Origin of the sequence: Mesorhizobium sp. SARCC-RB16n, assembly GCF_008520305.1 — a bacterium.
Taxonomy (GTDB): Bacteria; Pseudomonadota; Alphaproteobacteria; order Rhizobiales; family Rhizobiaceae; genus Mesorhizobium.
In genome coordinates, this window is sequence record NZ_ML703284.1 from 29,806 (window position 1) to 49,668 (window position 19,863).

The following is a 19,863-nucleotide window of genomic DNA, read 5'->3' on the forward strand; positions in this document are numbered from 1 at the left end:
GTCGTTATCCCGGAACCGAGGACACTTCCGGGCGACATGCATTAGGCGGCCCGGCACACCGGTTGGGGGCAGTGGGGCCGGGCCTAACCGGCGGGGCTTCGCGGGGCGGCCGCCGGCTTCGTCGTACAGGAAAACAAATCTGTCGATTGTTTGCCAAAACTCTTCAAATCATCATGTCAGGATAATTCAGCCGCTTTCTGTTTTTTGGACCTAAGCAGATATAACATTCCCAAACGGAATGCGCCCTCGTCCTTCGAAGACCTCCCCACCGCCAGAGCGCTAAGTGCTCGGCAACATCGGCAACGTTGCTGGAAGCATCGCTCCATTCGGACCTGAAATGCTTGCAGGCTCAAGCCCTCGTTGGATTTCGGCGTTGGCCGCGTGGCGGGTGCACTGGGGGTTTGTTCAGCGCCTCGAACAACGTGCCCAGCTTGCTCGCAATGGGAGTGCCGATACCGGTGCACGGGTCAGGACCGACGCGAGCCCGGAAATAGCCGTTGTCGCCGTGGATAATGTCGTTGAAGCATGTGTGGTTGAGCCAGAGCTGCGGCGTCACAAGCCCGAGCTTGCGGCCGAAGGCGGCAAACAGGCCGGCATAGAGCGGTGCCACGGCGCTGGTGCCGCCGATCGCTTCTTGTCGGCCGTGGACGAAGACATTGTAGCCCGTATATGGGTCCGCATTGGCCGAGACGTCAGGCACCATGCGGCCCGGTCCGTGCGGCGCCCCGGCCTGCCAGGCCGGCATCGGGTGGAACAGCTCTGAGAAACCACCGCCCGTCCCCGACCCATTCGGGTTACCGGGGTCGTCGTTCCAGACGGTCTCTTCGGCATTGCCGTCGTGAGGCTTCATGGTGCCGCCGCAGCCAACCACGAACGGACAGGAGGACGGCAGATCGACATTGGCCGGGTCTGTCCCGCCGTCAGAGGAATCATTGTCGCCCGAAGCCGCGAAGATGATTATGCCCGCCTTGGCGGCGGCCTCCGCCGCCGTGCTCAGCCTGCCGGGATAGTCGACGCCCGCCATCGCGGCCGCCGCCTTCCAGTTGGTCTCATCGGAGCCCCAGGAGATCGAACAGACGTCGCAGCCGTCGGCCGCGGCGGCGGTGATGGCGGTCGCCATCGCGCCCCAGTCGGTGGCGTCCGCCCAGTAGATCCGGATATTTGCAGCTTCGCCTGTGGCCACTGAATAGGCTGCGGCGGCGACTTCGATGTCGAGCGCAACCTCACGGTCGGGGTCGGCGGCAGGGTTGCCCTAGTGCTTGTTGGGATCGTTGCGGCCGGATCCGATCGGCACGTCGACAATGGTCGGCACTGGCAGGCCCGTCGAGCGGAAATAGGCGTCGATGTCCTTTAGCACCCACCCGCCGCTGAACTCGATGATGGCGATCACGCCGCCGCCGGCGAGGCCGGTCGGCCAGGAATAGGCCCGACACAGATCCGGCACGTTCCAGGGCTCCGCCCCTGCCGCAGCCGGGCGAAAGGCGACATTGCCGATGCCAGGCAGCTTGAAATAGGGCCGGACGATGTTGGGCACCAAATGCGACAGCTCTGCCCTGGCGCGCAGGCGCGCGCGGCGTGTGCCAACGGCACGGTCATACATGGCCGCGAGATCGGCTTTCATCGCCATTCGCGAAGCGCCGTCTAGATAGATCATATGCCCCGAGGGGTAGTTCCTGATCGTCAGATTACCGCGCGCCTGGGCGTTCTTGAGCGGCCGCACGCATCTTCATCGGGAGCTTCGGAACCGGGGCTTGAGCTGCCTGTCAAATATAACAATCTGGCAGGCCTGGAGGGACTCGAACCCCCAACCAAACGGTTGTGAGTTGACGGCTCAGGGTCCGACTATCGCCAAACCAAACATACCCCGGCCCCACAAGTTCACGGTCGACGCAAATGCAGTTGACGTCGGGCCCGGATCTGGGCACCAGTGGCGATGCCCAAACGCGAACTAGGACCGAAATCCGGTGCGACTTCAACGGCTTGTGAAAGCGCGAATTCATGCTGGCTGGGGATCCAGGTTCCCCAGCCAAGTTTCCACAGCGCTGGTCACTCCAACCCTCGGTATTATTCAATGGTCGCGGGTGCGTTTCACTGGCTAAGCTCTCTGTGAAGTTTCCTGCATTAGGCCGCCTGATGGTCACTGACACCGAGTTCATTGTCGAAAGCATCAAGCAGGGATGCGTGGTGCTTGCCGATGGCGAGTTCTTCATCGACAGACTGGTGAAGTATGTCGGCAACGGCAGGGTCCGATGGCATATCGAATTTCGTGGACATCGAATCGAACTGACGACCGGTCAGCTCAAGAAGGAGCCTACCTTCCGTAGGAAGATGCTCGAGCAGGCCGGCGTGCTGCCGCCCCAGCGTCCCGGGGCCAACTACAGGCGGTGGGCCATCGATCTGCGGAAGAACGCCATCGCGCTTCCCTGGCGGGACAGACCGGTCGATGCCGGTTTCGCCATCGACAGGCTTGTCAGTCATGGGGGCGACCGCTGGACCGTTGAATACCAAGGCAAGGCAATCAAGTTCACGACGACCAAACTGCGCAGGCAAACCAGCTTCCGCAAGAGGATGCTGCTCAAGGCCAAGGTGCTGCCGCCCCAGACGGACCCGGTTGCCTATCGGAAGTGGGTGGACTGGCTGATTCAAAATGCCACGGAGACCGCACCGCAGGCCAGCGATGCCTTGATCACCGAGAAAAGTTGGCTTGACGACCTGCCGGAGCTAGCCGGCTGGCAAAACGAAGTGGCACCTGATGCGACCGACTAGGATGGCGCGCCGCCGCACTTTACATCCACGCCAAAGCTCATCGCGTTTGCCATGCCTACAGATTTCGGCACCCCCTCCAAAACGCTTTTTTGTTGCACCATCGCAACACGCTTCGGGAAACTGTGCACTCCGACTACTCAATTGCATTCCGTTAGTGAATCCATCTGATACATAGGGCGTTGGTTGAGCACAGTTCAACGTGGCGGGAATACCCAATGAAGTACATTTTGGCTGCAGCAGTTCTGGGCGCCACTCTTACCTCTGCCATGGCGGCTGATGTTGTGAACGAGCTCCCGGTCGCTTCCACTTATGATTGGACAGGTGCCTATATCGGCGGCCAGATCGGTTACGCCTGGGGCAAAGATCATATCCAGGACGAAAACGTCCTCGGCGGCGGATAGCTTCAGGGTCCATGGAGTCACCGGCGGTGTTTTTGCCGGCTATAATATGCAATGGGGCAACATTGTCGCCGGCATCGAAGGCGATATCGAGGCCTCCGGAGCTGTCGGTCACAATCCAGACTGGCTGTTCGGCACTGATGACAATACCCATATCTACGCCCAAGGCTCATTGCGCGGGCGCTTGGGCTATGCCTTCGACAATTGGCTGCCCTATGTCACCGGTGGTCTGGCCCTCGGGGATATTCACACGAAGTTCGAAGATGGCGCGGCAACGGATTCCAAGTCGGAAGTGAAGGCTGGCTGGACGATCGGCGCTGGCCTCGCTTACGCCTTCAACAAAAATTGGGTTGGTCAGGCCGAATATCGTTATACAGATTTCGGCAAGGTTACGACTGTCACCGACAACACCGATCCGGGATGGGAAGAGCACGAACACATCAAGACCAACGAAGTCAGAATCGGGATCGCCTATAAATTCTGATTTGCAGATTTGCTTCCTAGGCTAATTGAGAAAGCGCCGCGAGAAGGCCCCTCAGGCCTCCATTTTTCAAAAGTCGCCCTTGCTTAGATGAGCCGGGCGGCTTTTCTTGTGAGAGGAACCCGCCTTGTCCTCTCAAAAGTGGCGATGGAACCCATGACGTTTGCCATGCCCGCAGATTTCGGCACACATTGATGGCAAAGGAATCCGGCTTGGCTCACGGCCGACCAGACTTTGAATGAGACCACATGGACCGCTTCAATCTCGGCGCCTACCGCCGCCCCATCTCCACCCGCTCGGCAGAAACCCAGCGCTGGTTCGATATCGGCCTGAACTGGTGCTACGGCTTCAACCACGAGGAAGGCATCAAGTGCTTCGAGAAGGCGCTGGAGACGGATTCCCGCTGCGCCATGGTGCATTGGGCATCGCCTATGCCGCCGGGCCTTTCTACAATCTGACCTGGAAGGAGCATGGCGAGGCCGAGGCAAACACCGCGACCAAGCGCTGTTTCGAGCATGTCCAGCTCGCGCGCGCCAATGCGGCATCAGCCAGCGAGGTCGAAAGGAAGTTGATCGAGGCGTTGGCCTGCCGTTTCCAGAAACCGCAGCGCGTGAGCCTCCAGGAATTCGAACAATGGAATGATGCCTATGCCGCCGCGATGCGGCGGGTCTACGAAACCTTTCCCGACGACCATGATGTGATGGCGCCGTTCGTCGAGGCCCTGATGATGCGCACGGTGCGGCGGCTTTGGAACCTCAAGACCGGTGCACCGGCGCCGAATTCTGATGTCGTCGAAGCGCTGGAGGTGTGCGAGCGGTCGATCCGGCTCGCGGACGAAGCCGGCATCGCCCAGCACCCGGCGATCGTCCATCTGCACATCCACCTCCTGGAAATGTCCACCATGCCGGAACGCGGCATGCGCTCGGCCGATCTGCTCGGCGAGATGTGCCCCGATGCCGGGCACATGAACCATATGCCGGGGCATATTTATGTGCTGTGCGGCGACTATGAAAAAGCGAAGCTCGCCAGCGAGAAGGCGGTTCGGGCCAACGACCTCTATCTCGCCTATGCGGATGAGCCGACCTACTATCTGCTCGGCTGCTGCCACGATCTGCACCTGATGATGTTCACCTGCATGTTCCTTGGCCAGTACCAGCCGGCGCTATGGGCCGCCGACAAGGTGCGCAGCCTGGTGACGCGTGACGTGGTCGCCATCCTGGATCGGCCAAAACTCACCCAGACGGTGGAGGGCTATCATGCGATGAAATCGCATGTGTCGGTGCGCTTCGGGCGCTGGCAGGAGATCATCGACGAACCGGTGACCGAGGAGCCCGGCCTCTATGTGCTGACGGCGGCCATGCAGCACTACGCCAAGGGCGTCGCGCATGCGACGTTGAGGCAATTCGCCGAAGCCGAGCGCGAGCGCGAGCTGTTTCGCCAGCACCTCGAAGGCATTGCGCCCGAGCGGCGGTTCCTCAGCAACCCCACCCGCGCCTCGCTTGCCGTCGGTGCCGCCTTGCTCGATGGCGAGCTTGCCTACCACCAGCGCCGGCACGAGGAGGCCTATAGCCATCTCAGGCACGCGGTCGAGCTGGACGACAATCTGTTCTACACCGAACCTTGGGCGTGGATGCACCCGCCGCGCCATGCGCTGGCGGCGCTGCTTCTCGATCAGGGACACGCCGAGGAAGCCGAGCAGGTCTATCGCGACGATCTCGGCCTGAGCGGCAAGGTGCAGCGTTGCGCCCAGCACCCGAACAATGTCTGGGCGCTGCACGGACTGGTGGAATGTTTGAGGCGGCGCGGCGAGAGCGAAGAGCTGCCGGGACTACAGGCCGCGCTCACCGCGGCCCTGGCCAGGACAGACGTGCCGATCAGCTCATCCTGCCTGTGCCGGACGAGCGTGCAATCGGCACTCAGCTGTTGTCATTGAGTCTATCGCGCTCTTCCCGGGCAGTTCATTCCCATCAGGGGATGCTGAAGGGCACCGAGTCCGCAACCGTTCCATCGATGGCCAAATCAACACGATAGGTACCCGCCGGCCATCCCGCCGTGGGTTTGCTGAGTTGTGAATCAGCCTCGGTGTTGGCTCCAACGTCGAGGTCGACCTTGTCGATGGTGTAGTTTGCCGGTGCGGCGCCGTGGGAATCAACCGAGACCCAGGAGAATGTGATTTTCGATGTGGGCGCGATATCCACCAACTCAGCCGACACGTAAATCACCGGTGTGTCGGCAGGGAAGTTGCTCTGAGGCGTTCCCCCGTCCTTTGTCGCGGAAAGGACAATGTTATCGAAACCGGCTGCCTGGGCCGGCATACCGAAGCTGAGGGCCGCCAAGGCGGCAATGGCTAGGACTAGAGCTGCTTTCAAGATTTTACTCCTTGTCGGACTTGGTTGCTGGCCCTGCAAATCAGGGAGCGGATCGGTGCTGAGGGCGGAATGCCCTCAGCCCAGCCATTTGTCGTAATCGGCCACCAAAAGGTGCAATGGCGGCGTGTCTTCCTCGATATCGGCGAAACGGCCGATCGGCTCACGGAAGACGTTGTCGGTGCGATCGTCATTGACGGTCGACACCTCGCCGATCAGCACATCCTTGCCCTCGGCCCAGAAGGCGTGCCACACGCCGGGCAGCAGCGTGACGCTCTGGCCGGGATCGAGCTTCAGCAGCCCGCCCGCCGGCAGCCGGTGGATGGTTCCATCGACCGGCACCGACACCTCGGCCTTGGGGTCGATACCGCCGTCGCGATCATGCATGAACAGTTCCAGCACCAGCTTGCCGCCGCCGCGGTTGATGATGTCCTCGGCCTTGATGTTGTGGCGGTGCATCGGCGACATCTGGTCCTTGCGCGAGATCATGATCTTCTCGGCATAGAGCATGCCCATGCCCTTCTTCATGTCTTCGTAGCGACCGTTGCGAACGGTGAACAGGAACAGGCCGAGATCGTCGAACTTGCCCTGGCCGTAGTCGGTGATGTCCCAGCCGAGCCGTGAGGTAAAGATGGCAGAGGAATCGACCTGGCGCGCCTTCATCTCCTCGGGCGACCAGTAGGCGAAGGGTGGCATGATGTAGCCGAACGAGCGGATGAAAGCGTCGGCTTCGCGGATGATTTCGTTGATGGCGGAGCGTTTCATGATCGCAACCCTTCGTGTCGAGTCTTCCGACAAATCGCATAGCCGAACGCCGGTGCGGTGTCGATCCATCTTGCCTGTTCGAGCCTTGCACGCTCCCGCTCATGGCCCACCGATCGGGCCCGCTGGCCGCGTGACATCACGCGCTTTCGGGCTCATAACCCCTGCGAATTGCACAGGATATAACCGATGCCGACCATCCATGACCTCGATACGCCGTCGATCCTCATCGATGCCGCGCGCGCCGAAGCCAATATCGCCCGCGCGCAGGCTCACGCCGACAAGAACGGGCTGAAGCTCAGGCCGCACATCAAGACGCACAAGCTGCCTTATTGGGCGAAGAAGCAGATGGCGGCGGGCGCCGTCGGCATCACTTGCCAGAAGATCGGCGAGGCCGAGGTAATGGCCGATGCCGGGCTGACGGATATCTTTCTCCCCTACAACATTCTTGGCCGCGCCAAGCTCGAACGGCTGAAGGCGCTGCATGGCCGCGTGACGCTGTCGGTGACGGCCGACAGCGCACAGACGCTGGAAGGGCTCGCCGCCACCTTCACCGATGCCGGGCATCCGCTATCGGTATTGGTCGAATGCGACACCGGCATGGGGCGCTGCGGCGTGCAGACGGCCAATGAAGCGGTTGCGCTGGCGCGGGTGATCGACAAGGCAGGCGGCGTTGCATTTGGCGGGCTGATGACCTATCCCGCCGCCGGCCGGGCAGTGGAGGCCGAAGCCTGGCTTGCCGACGCCAAACAGGCGCTGGCGGCTTCAGGGCTCGCCTGTGAGCGCATCTCCAGCGGCGGCACGCCTGACATGTGGCGTTCCGCCGATGCCTCCGTCGTCACCGAGTATCGGCCCGGGACCTATATCTATCTCGATCGCTACCAGGTCGCGAAAGGCGTCGGCAGCCTCGACGATTGCGCGCTGACGGTGCTGTCGACGGTGGTCAGCCACCCGACGGCGAGCCGCGCCATCCTCGATGCCGGCAGCAAGGCCTTGTCCAGCGACACGCTGGGACTAAAGGATTTCGGCGAGTTGATGGGCGTGACGGGAGCGCTGGTGACGGGCCTGAGCGAGGAGCACGGCACGGTCACGCTTTCCGGCGATGGCAAGCTGCGCATCGGCGAGCGCGTGCGCGTGGTGCCGGACCATTGCTGCGTCGTCACCAACCTGTTCAACGAGGTCAATCTGATCGATGGAGAGACGGTGCTGGAAACGCTGCCGGTGACGGCGCGCGGGCTGATGGGGTGAATTTCTAGGCCGGTCGCTCCGCCTGCCGCGCCGCCACCCGCCGCATGGCAATGACGCGGCGGCGCCGGATTTCGGTGCGCATCGCCATCAGGTGCAGCGTGAAGAACAGCACGGTGAAGCCGACGGCCATCACCAGCAGCGGCCAGAGCAGGCTGGGGTCGATGGTCGGACCACCGAGCCTGAACACGGAAGCCGGCTGGTGCAGCGTGTTCCACCAGTCGACCGAGAATTTGATGATCGGGATATTGATGAAGCCGACCAGCGTGATGATGGCGGCGGCCCAGGCGGCGCGGCTGGCATCGTCTAGCGCACGGGTCAGCGCGATGATGCCGAGATACATCAGGAACAGCACGAAGACCGAGGTCAGCCTTGCGTCCCAAACCCACCAGGTGCCCCACATCGGCTTGCCCCAGATCGAACCGGTGATCAGCGCCAGCGCGGTGAAGACCGCACCTATGGGGGCGGCCGATTTCAGGGCGACATCGGCCAGCGGATGGCGCCAGACCAGCGTGCCGAGGGCGGAGACCGCCATCAGCGTGTAGCACATCATGGCGAGCCAGGCGAAAGGCACATGGATGTACATGATGCGCACCGTGATGCCTTGCTGGAAATCCTCGGGCGCGGTGAAGCTCATATAGAGGCCAGCCACGAGGACGAGCGCGGCGAACGCCGCCAGCCACGGCACAACCCTGTCGGCCAGCCCGACGAACCGCGTCGGATTGGCAAGATCGGTCCAGCCGCTCAGGCGTGAGGTGGTGTCACTCATGCGACTTTACATAGACCGCCGACGCGTTTGGGGCAATCGAGCGGGGGTGTCGCAGTGCTTGCCTTCTCCCGTTCGCGAGAAGGAAGAACCATTGACTGCTCAGGCGGCTTCGCCCTGTACGGAGCGGCTGAGGCGGCGGACTTCCTCGTCGTTGAGCAGCCCGCCGGCGCGCAGCAGGCTGGCGAAACGGCCGTTGCGCAGCGACAGTTCGGCGAAGCCACCCATCTCGACCACCTTGCCCTTGTCCATGAACACTACCAGATCGGCGTCGCGAACGGTGGTCAGGCGGTGGGCGATGATGAAGGTGGTGCGGTCGCGGCGCAATTCGTCGATCGCTTCCTTGACGCGATCCTCGGTTTCGACGTCCAGCGCGCTGGTCGCCTCGTCGAGCACCAGGATCGGAGCATCCTTCAGCACGGCACGGGCAATGGCGATGCGCTGGCGCTCGCCGCCGGACAGCTGGCCGCCACGTTCACCGACCACCGTGTCGTAGCCATTGCTCTTGGCCAGGATGAAATCCTGCGCCGCGGCCGCGGCGGCGGCGGCATGGATCTCGTCGTTGGTCGCGTCGGCACGACCGACCCGGATGTTGTCCTCGATCGAGCGGTTGAGAAGCCCGGCATCCTGGAACACGGTGGCGATCGAATGGCGCAGCGACTTGCGGGTCACGGTGCGGGTATCGATGCCGTCGATCAGGATACGACCGCTGGACGGCGAGTAGACGCGCTGCAGCAAGTTGATGAGCGTGGTCTTGCCCGCACCCGTCGGCCCGACGATGGCGACGGTCTGGCCAGCCTGGACCTCGAAGGATACATCGCTGACGCCCTGCCCCGAATTGGCGAACTCGAAGCTGACATCCTCGAAACGGACATGACCGGTGACGTTGGCAAGGTCGCGCAGGCCGTCCGGCTCGGCAGTGTCGGCTGCCGAGTCTTCAAGGCGGTAGAAGTCCTCGAGCTTGGCGCGCGCCTCGGAAATCTGGGTGGTGAAGGCCGACATCTGGTCGAGACGGGCGATCAGCATTCCGGCAAAGCCGGTGAAGGCGACCACGTCGCCGACGCGGAGCTGGCCACGGGTGACGAGATAAGCGCCGATCGACAGCACGATCATCATCGAGATGGTCGACGACAGGCGGTTCAGCGCGTTGGCGATCGCCCACCAGTCGAGCACGGGATTCTGCGCGTCGAGCAGGCCCTTGACGTAACGCTTCAACGTCGCGGTCTCATGGCCGATGCGGTTGTAGCTTTGCAGCACGGCGACATTGCTGACGCTATCGGTCACATGGGCAAACACAGTATGGTAGTGACGCTCGACGGCGGTCTGCCCCGACTTGGTGCGGCGCATGACGATACGGCCGATGCCAACGTAAAGCACGCCGAGGCCAAGCAACACAATGGACATGCGGACGTCCATGGCAAGCGCGGTTGGCACCAGCAGTACCAGCGCGATGGCCGTCGAGAGATGCACGCGCATGAATTCGAGCCACAGGCTGAAAAGGGTTTCAACGGCGCGCAGCAGCGTGTGAAGCGAATTGGAAGTGCCGCGCTGGTGATGCCAGGCGAGTGGCATGGTGATTACGCGCTCGAAGGACTGGCACAACACTTCCGAACGGCGGGCGTGGGCGAAGCGGTCGGCGCCACGCGCCACCAGCACAAAGGCTATGACATTGAAGACACCGAGAGCTGCCCAGACCGCGAGCGTCGAAAACACCGGACCTTTTTCGGAAATAGCGCCGATCACCCGGCCTAAAAGGATGGGCTCAAGGATCGCGATGGCTGCAAGCGCGACGTTGGCCGCACAGATCAGCGCGACGCGCTTCTTGTCGGCAGCCAGATACCCCAGCGCTCTCCAATAGATCTGCAGAAGTGACACTTCAGCTACTCCGCCAACTTTCTATTGTGCCCAATACCAATATTGTGCACTGCACCATCTCCCGACACGTAACGGTTGATGCGTCGCAAAACAATGCCCGTCTATCGCTTCCGTTCCCATTTAGCGAACAAAAGATGACGACGATACGAAATCTGACGTGATCACCTAACGGTTTGAGATAAAAGGTGAAATGTCAGCCTTGCGGCAAAATCATGGCAGTAGCCGAGCAGTGCCACATTTTTAATCACCGCAGGCTTGCACGGTCGGCTTCGGGCGTGTTTGGCGGACACCCCACAGACAGCGCGCAAGTAAACGGGGCGCAGCGGCGCGCGTCCTGGAAGGCGCGCGCGCTTCTGACCTAAAGCTCTGATTTTACGCCGGTATCTTGACCACGACCTCGGTCTGGCCTCCAGCTTTGGGTTCAAAGGACGCCGATTTTGTCTTCGATCCGTTGACTTCGAGCGCGATCGTCTTGGTCTTTTTGTCGCGAACGACCTGGACCTTGATGTCAGCGCCCAGCATCTTGAGCGAGGCTTGGTAGCCATCCCAGTGGCTGGGTAGCTTCGGCCGGAACGTGATCTGCTTGCCGCGCCGCTCGATGCCCAGGATGCCTTCGACCGCAGCCCGGTAAAGCCAACCCGCCGAGCCAGTGTACCAAGTCCAGCCGCCGCGCCCACCCTTGTCGTCCTCGGCATAGATATCGGCCGCCACCACATAGGGTTCGACGCGGTAGTGCTCGGTCGAGGCCTCGTCGAACGCATGGTTGACCGGGTTCAGCATCGAAAAGCAGCGATAGGCCTCATCGGTTTGCCCCATCTCGGCGAGCGCAATGACGAACCAGGTGGCGGCGTGGGTATACTGACCGCCATTCTCGCGAACGCCAGGTGGATAGCTCTTGATGTAGCCGGGATCCTTCTGCGTCGTCGAGAAGGGTGGCGTGAACAGTTTTACGATCTTGAGACGGTCGTCGACGAGCAGCTTCGTCGCCTGCTGCATCGCCGTCGTCGATCGCGCCGGGTCGCCCTCACCTGAAAGCACGCTCCAGGACTGGGCGATGGAGTCGATCTTGCACTCCTCGGATGTACGCGACCCCAAAGGCGAGCCGTCATCGAAACTGCCGCGCCGGTACCATTCGCCGTCCCATGCCGTGCTTTCAAGCGCCCGCTTCAGCGCGTCGGCATGCTTTGCCCAGGCCTGTGCGCGCTTGGTGTCGCCCTCGGTCTTGGCGACCGCGGCGAAGTCGCCCAGCGTCTTCAGCAGGAACCAGCCCAGCCACACGCTCTCGCCCTTGCCGTGCTCGCCGACACGGTTCATGCCGTCGTTCCAGTCGCCGCCGAGGATCAACGGCAGGCCGGCTGGACTGCTGCGCTTGATGGCAAGGTCGAGCGCACGCGCGCAGTGGTCGTAGAGCGAAACTGTCTTCTTGGAGATTTCCGGGGTGAAGAAGGCGTCGTGCTCGCCTTCGCCCAGCGCCTGTCCGTCGAGGAAAGGCAGTTGCTCCTTCAGGATGGTGGCGTCGCCCGTCACCATGAGATAGCGGGCCGTGGCGTGGGCGAGCCACACCACGTCGTCCGAGATCAGGGTGCGCACGCCGGCCCCGGTGCGCGGCAGCCACCAATGCTGCACGTCGCCTTCCGGGAACTGCCGCCGCGCGGCGTTGAGGATCTGGTCGCGCGCCAGCGTCGGATCATGCGCCAGCAAGGCGAGCGTGTCCTGCAACTGGTCGCGGAAGCCGAAGGCGCCGCTTGCCTGATAGAAGGCCGAGCGGGCGCGGATGCGGCAGGCAAGGCTCTGATAGGGCAGCCAGTGATTGACCATGGCATCGAGTGCCTTGTCCGGCGTCTCGACCTGGATGGTGTCGAGGAAGGCGCGCCATTCGCGCTCGTTGTCGGCCAGGCGCTGGTCGAAATCCTTGCCGCGGTGCTGCTGCACCAGCGCGCTTGCTTGCGCAGCAGACTCGGCATCGCCGAGCAGCCAGATGAGCGTGACGTCGCCGCCAGCCTGAATCTCGATGTCGCGGGCGATCGCCGCGCAAGGATCATCGCCAGCCTCAACGCGACCCGACAGCGCCGCGCCACTCAGCACCGCCTGCGGCAACTCGCTGGATCCGTGCCGGCCGAGGAACTCGGCGCGGTCTGATGTCACCGAGTGGACGCCGGCGTCGGCGGCGAGGAAGGCCACCCGCTCGCTGAAATCGAGCCCGTAGGGATTTTGCGCCAGCAGCGCGCCGGTGGCACCGTCGCGAGACGGCACTATGGTTGCCGCGGTGCGCGACCGATGCCCGCCAAGTACCCATTCGGCATAGGCGTAGACGCGCAGCCGGGCCGGTACGGAGCCGGAATTCTGGATGCGCAGCCGCGTGATCTTCACCGGATCGATGGGATCGACGACGTGGGTCAGATCCATCGACAACGGTCCGCGCTTCGAGCGGAAGGTCGAGAAGCCCTGGCCATGCCAGGCTTCGTAGGTCATCGAGGGATCGCGCACCACCGCGGCGATCGGCGAGAACGCCTTGCCGCTGGCCTGGTCGTAAATATAGATGCCCTCGCCCGGCCGGTTCGAAACCGGGTCGTTCGACCATGGCGTCAACTGGTAGTCGCGGCTGTTGCGGCTCCAGGTGAAGGCAGCACCCTCGGCCGAGGTGTGGAAGCCGAACGAGGCATTGGAGACGACGTTGATCCAGGGCTGCGGCGTGGTGCGCCGGCCAGCCAGCCGTACCACATAGTGCCGCCCGTCGCCGTCGAAGCCGCCGAAGCCGTTCCACTGGCTGAGGCCGGTGCCATCGGCGCTGACATCGGCCTGCGAGGCAATTGCATGCATCTGCGGTGCGGGCGCCGGAATTTCGCGCGGGCCTGGCAATCCTGCCGGCTGCAAGCCATCGCGTGCCTGCAGTGCGGCCGCCTCGGCCCGTTCGATCTGGTCGAAGATGGTGCCATTGCGCGTATGCAGCACAACCCGGGCGACGGCGAGCAGCGTCTTGTAGGTGGTTTCCTCCATCAGGTCGCGGCGAACCGCGAAGATGTGCTGGCGGGGTCCTAGTTCCTTGCCGCGCAGACGGCTGTTTTCGCACAGCGTCTCGACCGCGCGCTGCAGATCCTGGACATAGGACGAAGCCTGCTCGTTGACGACGACGAAGTCGATCATCATGCCGCGGGTGCGCATATATTCCTGGAAACGCAATGCCTGGGCAACGATCTCCAGATCGGCGACGTCGCCGATCCTGACCAGGAAGATCGGGAAATCGCCCGAAATGCTGGTCGGCCACAGGCTCGACTGCTTGCCCAGCCCGGAAGCGATGGACTCGGCGGGCAACCGCAGGAACGGATCGGGATAGATCAGATAGCGCGCTAGTTTCTGCACATTGGCCGCATCGGTCAGGCTGAGGCCCATATGGCGGGTCTGCACCTGGCTGCGCGTCCAGGCAAGCATGGCCTGGCGGGCAAAGCTCTCCTGATGGTCGAGCCGGTTTATCGCGTCCTCCAGCTCGGCGCGATTGGCCCCGACGACGGTCCAGAAGGTCAGCGATATCTTCTTGTTGGCGGGCACGCGCACCTGTCGGCGCAGCGAGGCGATGGGATCGAGCGTGAAGCCGGAATGGCCACCAAGCCTGGCACCCGGATCGAAGGCCGCGGCATCGACGATGGTGCGGCCACGGCCGATGAAGGCGCGCCTGTCGGTCTCGGCCTCGGCATCACGCGCCGGTCCCGACGGATCGGTAACGAAATGCACCAGGGTGACATTGGGCTCGCTGGTCTCGCGCTTGCGGCGCGTGGCGAAGATCGCGCCATTGTTGGGAGCGATTTCCGTTTCCACGAACATCTTCGAGAAAGCCGGATGCGCGTTGTCGGAAGCCTCCGAACCCAGCACCAGTTCGGCAAAGGACGTCACTTCAATGTGACGGTCGGATGTGCTCTCATTGTAGAGCGTGATCCGGCGGCCCTCGCCATTGCCCTCGGAAATGACGATGCATTCCACCTCGGAGCGCAGCGTGCCGGCGGTTTTGACAAAGCTCGCCTTGTCGTCGGAAAACAGGGTCTGCGTCCTTTCCTCGGCCGCGCGCTTGGGCTCCGCCGTTGCCGACCACCAGTCTCCGGTGCTGACGTCGCGCAGGAAGATGTAGGAGCCAAGCCGGTCCTCGACCGGATCCGGCTGCCAGCGGGTGACGGAAAGATCGCCCCAGCGGCTGTAGCCGGAGCCCGTCGCGGTCACCATCACCGAATAGCGGCCATTCGACATCACATTGGTCGAACGCAACGCCCGCACGGGATCGAGCACGATGCGGGTGTCGGGGCTCTCGGTTTCGGTCTCGTCCTTGGAGCGCTCGTCGGCCTCGGTGCGGACGGTGGCGGTCGGAATGTCGCGCGGCGCCCTCTCCTGCAGCAGCAGTTCGGCCGACTCAATGACCGGATCGCTGTGGAAGCGATCGCGCAGGCGACCCTCGAAAATGGCGTCGGCGACGGCGGCGATCGACATGCCCGAATGGTGGGCATAGTAATTCAGCACGACCGCGTGGTTGGTGCCTTCCGGCACGCGCTGCGGCGTGAAGTCTACCGCATCATAATAACCGTGACGGCCAAGCGCGCCGATCTCGCGCAGCCGGGCCAGATTCTGCACCGCTTCGCGCGGGTTGAATTGTGCCGCCATGATAGTCGCGTAAGGCGCAATCACCGTGTTCTGGCCAAGGCCGCGCTTCAGCCCAAGGCCCGGCACGCCGAAATTGGTGTACTGATAGGTCAGTTCCCGGTCGCGGGCGTTGTAGGCGGCTTCCGAGATGCCCCACGGCACGTTCTTCTGGCGGCCGTACTGCATCTGGCGCTTGATGATCAGTTTGCTGGTCTGGTTTAGGATGGAGCCTTGCGGCTCCTTCATTACCAGCGGCGGCATCAGATACTCGAACATCGAGCCCGACCACGACATCAGCGCGCCCTGGAAGCCGATCTCGACGATCGGGCGGCCAAGCCTGAACCAGTGTTCGGTCGGCAAATCGCCCTTGGCGATGGCGAACAGGCTGGTCAGCCGCGCCTCGGAGGCGAGAAGGTCGTAGCAGCTTTCGTCGAGTTGATGTTCCTCGACCCGGTAGCCGATCGACAAAAGCTTGCGCTCCGGCCGCATCAGGAAGGCGAATTCCATCTCGAAGGCGAAACGACGGGTGCGCTCGCGCAAGGTGAGCAGCTTGGCACGCAGAGCCTCGACCGCGTTTTCGTCGCTGTGGGCGTCATGGACGTGCGCCTCACAGGTGGCTTCGAGCCTTGCCGCCCAGTCGACGATGACGTCACTCTGCGGCGATGCGGCCTCGGTGTGAATGGCGGTGGCGAGCTTGCGGATTTCGCCGGCCAGGACCGCCAGGTTGATGGTGCGGATCGAGGCCATTTCGGGTTGCGCCTTGATCGTCTCGACGGCGCGCCTCATGCCATCGAGGCGATCGACAAGGCGTTGGCGCAACGGACGCAACTGACGGCGGTCATCCGGCAGTTCATCGAGGCTTTCGCTCAGAATGGTCACCGTGTCGAGAATGCCTTCGAAATCGCCCTGGAGGTGAACGGAAGGCGCTTCCGCCCATTCGGCGCAGGCAGCCGCCACCGCCACTAGATGGCCGGCGAGATTGCCGCTGTCGACGGCTGAGATATAGAGCGGATAGAGCGGCTTCAACGTCGTGGTGTCGTACCAGTTGAAGAGATGGCCACGATGGCGCGGCATGCTCTCGATGGTTGTCATGGTGGCATCGATGCGGGTGATGGCATCGGAAAGGCTGATCCACCCGAAATCGCGCGCCGAAACGACAGAGAGCAGGTAGACGCCGATATTGGTCGGCGAGGTACGCGGCGCCACGACGGGCGCGGGGCTCTCCTGGAAATTGTCCGGCGGCAGATTGTGATGTTCCGCCGTCACGAAGCTTTCGAAATAGTGCCAGGTGCGCCGCGCCACGGTGCGCAAGGTGTGAATATCGGCCTGCGATATACGCAGCCGGTCCTCGGTTTCGGCGGAGCGGCTGATCCAACTGGCGATCGCCGGCGAGCCGATCCAGAACAAGGCGAAGAAGAAGGCGACGAAGGCACCGGTGGAATCGGCCAGCACCGGAATGGCGAGGCCGACAAAGCCGATGATCACGGCGCCATACATCATGCCATAATAGGAGCCGACATCGTTGTCGCCGGCCTTGTGCGCCTGCGAAGCGGTGCGCCATTCCAGTAGGTTCTGCCGGCTGACGAACAGCCGGTAGAGCGTGCGCACGATGGCGTCGCCCATCATCCAGGCGTTGTGTGCCATCAACACGATCTTCAACGCCACCATGGCCGTGCCGAAGGCGACGTCGCGCGCCAGCGCCGAGAAATGGCCGCGCGGCGTCTGGTCGCCGCTCTTGGGCAGGATGGCGTTGACCACGTCGAAGGTCGGCGCCATGAACAGGCTGAGGATCAGCAAGGCCTGCCACTGCGCGGCCTGCGTGAAGGGCAGCAAGGTCCAGCCGGCGATCGCCGCCATCACCCAGAAGATCGGCGTCAGCGAGCGGCGCAGATTGTCGACCATCTTCCAGCGCGACAAGGCTGGAACACCAGAGCGGGGGTTGAAGATGTATCCCAAAAGCTGCCAGTCGCCGCGCGCCCAGCGATGGTGCCGCGAGGCGTCGACCGAGTAGCGGGTCGGGTAATCCTCGACCAGTTCGACGTCGGTGACCAGTGCTGCGCGCGCCAGGGCGCCTTCGAGCAGATCGTGGCTGAGGATGGTGTTTTCCTCGATGCGGCCCTGCAAGGCAGCCTCGAAGGCATCGACATGATAGAGGCCCTTGCCGGTGAAGGATCCGTCGCTGAAGACGTCCTGATAGAGGTCCGAAACTGCGAAGACATAGGGATCAAGGCCACGGTTGGCCGAGAACACGCGCTGAAAGAACGAGGCTTCGTCGCCGCTGGTGAGTGAAGCGGTGATGCGCGGCTGCAGGATGGTGTAACCGGCGGTGACGACGCGCCTGGTGGCGTCGAAATGCGGTCGGTTGAGCGGATGGCAAAGCTTGCCGACAAGGCTCGATACAGCATCGCGGGTGGTGCGGGTATCGGCGTCGAGCGTCATCACATGGACGACCTTCTCCGGCAGCGGCACTTCGAGCGGCAAGAAGGTGGTATCGCTGTCGCCACGCAGCAAGAGGTCGAGCTCGTGCAGCTTGCCGCGCTTGCGCTCCCAGCCCATCCAGCATCCTTGAGCGGCATTGTAGAGCCGGCGGCGGTGCAGGATGTAGAAGCGGGGCGCGCCTTCGGAGGGATAGCGCGCGTTGAGGCGGGCGATTTCGGCGCGGGCGAAGTCGAGGATCTCGGTGTCCGCCGCATCGACCTCGATCTTGCTGTCGGGCCAATCCGAAAGCAGGGCGAAATGGATCTCGTCCGCCAGATTGGCAAGGTAATGCACTTCGATGTTGCGGATGTTTTCCTCGACATCGTCACGCGAGCCGATCAGCGACGGCACCACCACCAGAGTACGCGCCTCGGGCGGCACACCGTGCCTGTAGTCGTAACCGATCAGGCGTGTCGGCTTGAGGAACAGTGAGACCACGGTGTTGAAGAAAGCGAGCGCGCCTTCGCTGGCCGGCACGGCAAACAGAGCCAGCATCATCACGATCGACGGCACCGACAGGCCGAGATTGGAAAGGGCGTTGCCGGACAGAACGAGCAGCAGGACGGTCAGCGCGAAGACGGGCAGGACGATGCCGAGCCAGCCTGTCTTGGCGAAGGTCCGTTTGACCGTCTGGCTGATCGTGGGCCGGTAGCCGATCGCCTTTTCCAGCTCCAGCCGGCGCGGGCCAACGACATAGAAACCGACATCGGTGTGAGCGGATGCGGCCTGGGCATCGAGCCCTTCACCGCTTTCCGGGACGGTTTCACCGACGGCGTGGCCGGCCAGTTCGATGGCTTTTTCGGCGACACGGTACTCCGACAGGTTCGAGCGGCGTGCCAGTTCCTCGATCGCGGTGCGGTATTGATCGCGCGAGAAGAAGTCGAGCGCGGCGAAATCGGTGCGCTCGCGCAGCACAGTATCGATGCGGCTGACGCCTTCGAACCACACCGTCCAGTCGACGTCGTTGATGAGGCGCAGGCCGCGGACGATGTTGCCGGTGGTGACATTGCCGCTGGACAGCGTCTGGTGCTCGGAAATGATGATTTCCTCGGCATCCGAACCGGTCTTCTCGAGTTCGCCTTCCAGCCATTCCAGCGCCTTGCCGGCATTCTGCGATCCGTCGCGTAGGCGATAAAGCAGTTGCGTGGCAAAGGTGGTGTCCTGCGCGTGGGCGCTGAACTTGGCGAGGATTGCCTGCCGATCCGGATTGTCGTCGGTCGCCAGCACCTTGTCGGCCACGTCGTTGGCAATCTGGCGCATCTGGCGGGTGCGGTTGACCCTGACCGCCAGGCGGCGGAGGTTCTCGATCAGCACGAAGCGCAGCAGTGACGGCAGTGCCCAGAGTTCGCCGATCTTCAGCGGCTCTACCGACTGGAAGCCCTGGACGATGGCCTTGAACATGGTCGCAGAGACGGAACTGTCAGAATGCGCGACATAGGTCCAGGCCAGTGCCAATGCGCGTGGCTCGGTGCCGCCATCGGGCAGTTTCAGGGTCGGCAATTGTCGGTAGAAGCGGCGCGGCAGGTCGCGTTTGACCTGGAAAATGGTTTCTTCGATCAGATAGTTGTTGTCGAGCAGCCATTGCGCGGCCGGCGTGATGGTTTCGCCTCTCGCCTGCGCGGCATTGGTCGACCGGTAGACTTCGAGGATCTTCTTGGCGCTGTCACGGATACGGGCCTGAAAGTCGAACGGGATCAGGCCGAACAGATCCGTCAGATCGCCCTTGGCCAGGCTTTCGCCGAGCAGCCGGAGCCGTTCCTCCGGCAGGAATGTCGATCTTATCGGCTCTTCCGTGACAGCTGGAAAGCTCGCGCTTGTCTTCTCGATCTGGGCTGGGTTCGTCTGAATATTCATTGAAAATTCCGTAAGCGGGCACTCAGCGGCATCACCGCCACGGCAATGGCCCTAAAACCGGTTAAAATGCAATTGGTTGCATCAACCCCTATGCCGAAAGTTTGTTTCCGCACCACGACAGGGCGTCATCTTTCGACCAAACTCAAAGACGAGCGCCCCTCGCTCCCGTCAGGACCGATCGACGGGGAGGATTCGGGCTTTTTCGTGATGCCGCCGCCAGCCTACGCTATATTTCGCCGGCGTCGCGAT

Annotated in this window: 11 protein-coding genes and 1 pseudogene; 5 read left to right on the top strand and 7 right to left on the bottom strand. The window is 62.8% G+C overall.

Going from position 1 to position 19,863, the window contains the following annotated elements; genetic code table 11:
- Positions 1–349 precede the first annotated feature (349 nt).
- Both C7I87_RS26530 and C7I87_RS26535 read right to left on the bottom strand, forming a co-directional pair.
- Positions 350–1,183: a S8 family serine peptidase gene (locus C7I87_RS26530; RefSeq protein WP_149906998.1), complete on the bottom strand. Its 834-nt coding sequence runs from the start codon at positions 1,181–1,183 to the stop codon at positions 350–352.
- 69 nt (positions 1,184–1,252) lie between these two features.
- Positions 1,253–1,720 (bottom strand): hypothetical protein, encoded by a 468-nt coding sequence (locus C7I87_RS26535; protein ID WP_149906999.1) that lies wholly within the window; start codon positions 1,718–1,720, stop codon positions 1,253–1,255.
- Positions 1,721–2,133: 413 nt separating this feature from the next.
- Between C7I87_RS26535 and C7I87_RS26540 the strand changes: the two genes are divergently transcribed.
- The 4 genes and pseudogenes from C7I87_RS26540 (at position 2,134) to C7I87_RS26550 (ending at position 5,578) form a co-directional block, all read left to right on the top strand.
- Positions 2,134–2,766 (top strand): hypothetical protein, encoded by a 633-nt coding sequence (locus C7I87_RS26540; RefSeq protein ID WP_149907000.1) that lies wholly within the window; start codon positions 2,134–2,136, stop codon positions 2,764–2,766.
- 215 nt (positions 2,767–2,981) lie between these two features.
- The gene (locus C7I87_RS35385) at positions 2,982–3,167 is read left to right on the top strand and encodes a hypothetical protein (protein WP_188394012.1); all 186 of its coding nucleotides are present in this window, start codon (positions 2,982–2,984) and stop codon (positions 3,165–3,167) included.
- On the top strand, positions 3,088–3,648 hold the full coding sequence (locus C7I87_RS26545; RefSeq protein ID WP_188394005.1) for an outer membrane protein: 561 nt from the start codon (positions 3,088–3,090) through the stop codon (positions 3,646–3,648). The genes C7I87_RS35385 and C7I87_RS26545 overlap by 80 nt, the downstream gene beginning before the upstream one ends.
- Before the next feature lie 245 nt (positions 3,649–3,893).
- Positions 3,894–5,578 (top strand): annotated as a pseudogene (locus C7I87_RS26550) (hypothetical protein).
- Positions 5,579–5,612: 34 nt separating this feature from the next.
- On the opposite strand, the gene C7I87_RS26555 reads toward C7I87_RS26550, so the two are convergent.
- Together C7I87_RS26555 and C7I87_RS26560 are read right to left on the bottom strand one after the other, a co-directional pair.
- A complete protein-coding gene (locus C7I87_RS26555) occupies positions 5,613–6,014 on the bottom strand; it encodes a hypothetical protein (RefSeq protein ID WP_149907002.1) in 402 nt (133 codons plus the stop codon).
- Between the two features lie 75 nt (positions 6,015–6,089).
- Positions 6,090–6,776, bottom strand: a complete 687-nt coding sequence (locus tag C7I87_RS26560; RefSeq protein ID WP_149907003.1) for a D-lyxose/D-mannose family sugar isomerase — start codon at positions 6,774–6,776, stop codon at positions 6,090–6,092.
- 186 nt (positions 6,777–6,962) lie between these two features.
- Here C7I87_RS26560 and C7I87_RS26565 point away from each other — a divergent pair, with 186 nt between their 5' ends.
- Positions 6,963–8,021 (top strand): D-TA family PLP-dependent enzyme, encoded by a 1,059-nt coding sequence (locus C7I87_RS26565; RefSeq protein WP_149907004.1) that lies wholly within the window; start codon positions 6,963–6,965, stop codon positions 8,019–8,021.
- A 4-nt stretch (positions 8,022–8,025) separates the two neighbouring features.
- On the opposite strand, the gene C7I87_RS26570 is transcribed toward C7I87_RS26565, so the two are convergent.
- From C7I87_RS26570 to C7I87_RS26580, 3 genes are all read right to left on the bottom strand, one after another.
- Positions 8,026–8,787, bottom strand: a complete 762-nt coding sequence (locus tag C7I87_RS26570) for a heme ABC transporter permease (protein WP_149907005.1) — start codon at positions 8,785–8,787, stop codon at positions 8,026–8,028.
- A 99-nt stretch (positions 8,788–8,886) separates the two neighbouring features.
- The gene (locus C7I87_RS26575) at positions 8,887–10,659 is read right to left on the bottom strand and encodes a glucan ABC transporter ATP-binding protein/ permease (RefSeq protein ID WP_149907006.1); all 1,773 of its coding nucleotides are present in this window, start codon (positions 10,657–10,659) and stop codon (positions 8,887–8,889) included.
- 372 nt (positions 10,660–11,031) lie between these two features.
- Positions 11,032–19,614: a glycoside hydrolase family 94 protein gene (locus C7I87_RS26580; protein ID WP_149907007.1), complete on the bottom strand. Its 8,583-nt coding sequence runs from the start codon at positions 19,612–19,614 to the stop codon at positions 11,032–11,034.
- Between the last annotated feature and the right edge of the window lie 249 nt (positions 19,615–19,863).

Excerpts from the sequence above, each read along its gene's own strand:
- C7I87_RS26540 (WP_149907000.1), top strand. The coding sequence starts at position 2,134 with ATGGTCACTGACACCGAGTTCATTGTCGAAAGCATCAAGCAGGGATGC.
- C7I87_RS35385 (WP_188394012.1), top strand. The coding sequence starts at position 2,982 with ATGAAGTACATTTTGGCTGCAGCAGTTCTGGGCGCCACTCTTACCTCT.
- C7I87_RS26560 (WP_149907003.1), bottom strand. The coding sequence starts at position 6,776 with ATGAAACGCTCCGCCATCAACGAAATCATCCGCGAAGCCGACGCTTTC.
- C7I87_RS26565 (WP_149907004.1), top strand. The coding sequence starts at position 6,963 with ATGCCGACCATCCATGACCTCGATACGCCGTCGATCCTCATCGATGCC.
- C7I87_RS26570 (WP_149907005.1), bottom strand. The coding sequence starts at position 8,787 with ATGAGTGACACCACCTCACGCCTGAGCGGCTGGACCGATCTTGCCAAT.
- C7I87_RS26580 (WP_149907007.1), bottom strand. The coding sequence starts at position 19,614 with ATGAATATTCAGACGAACCCAGCCCAGATCGAGAAGACAAGCGCGAGC.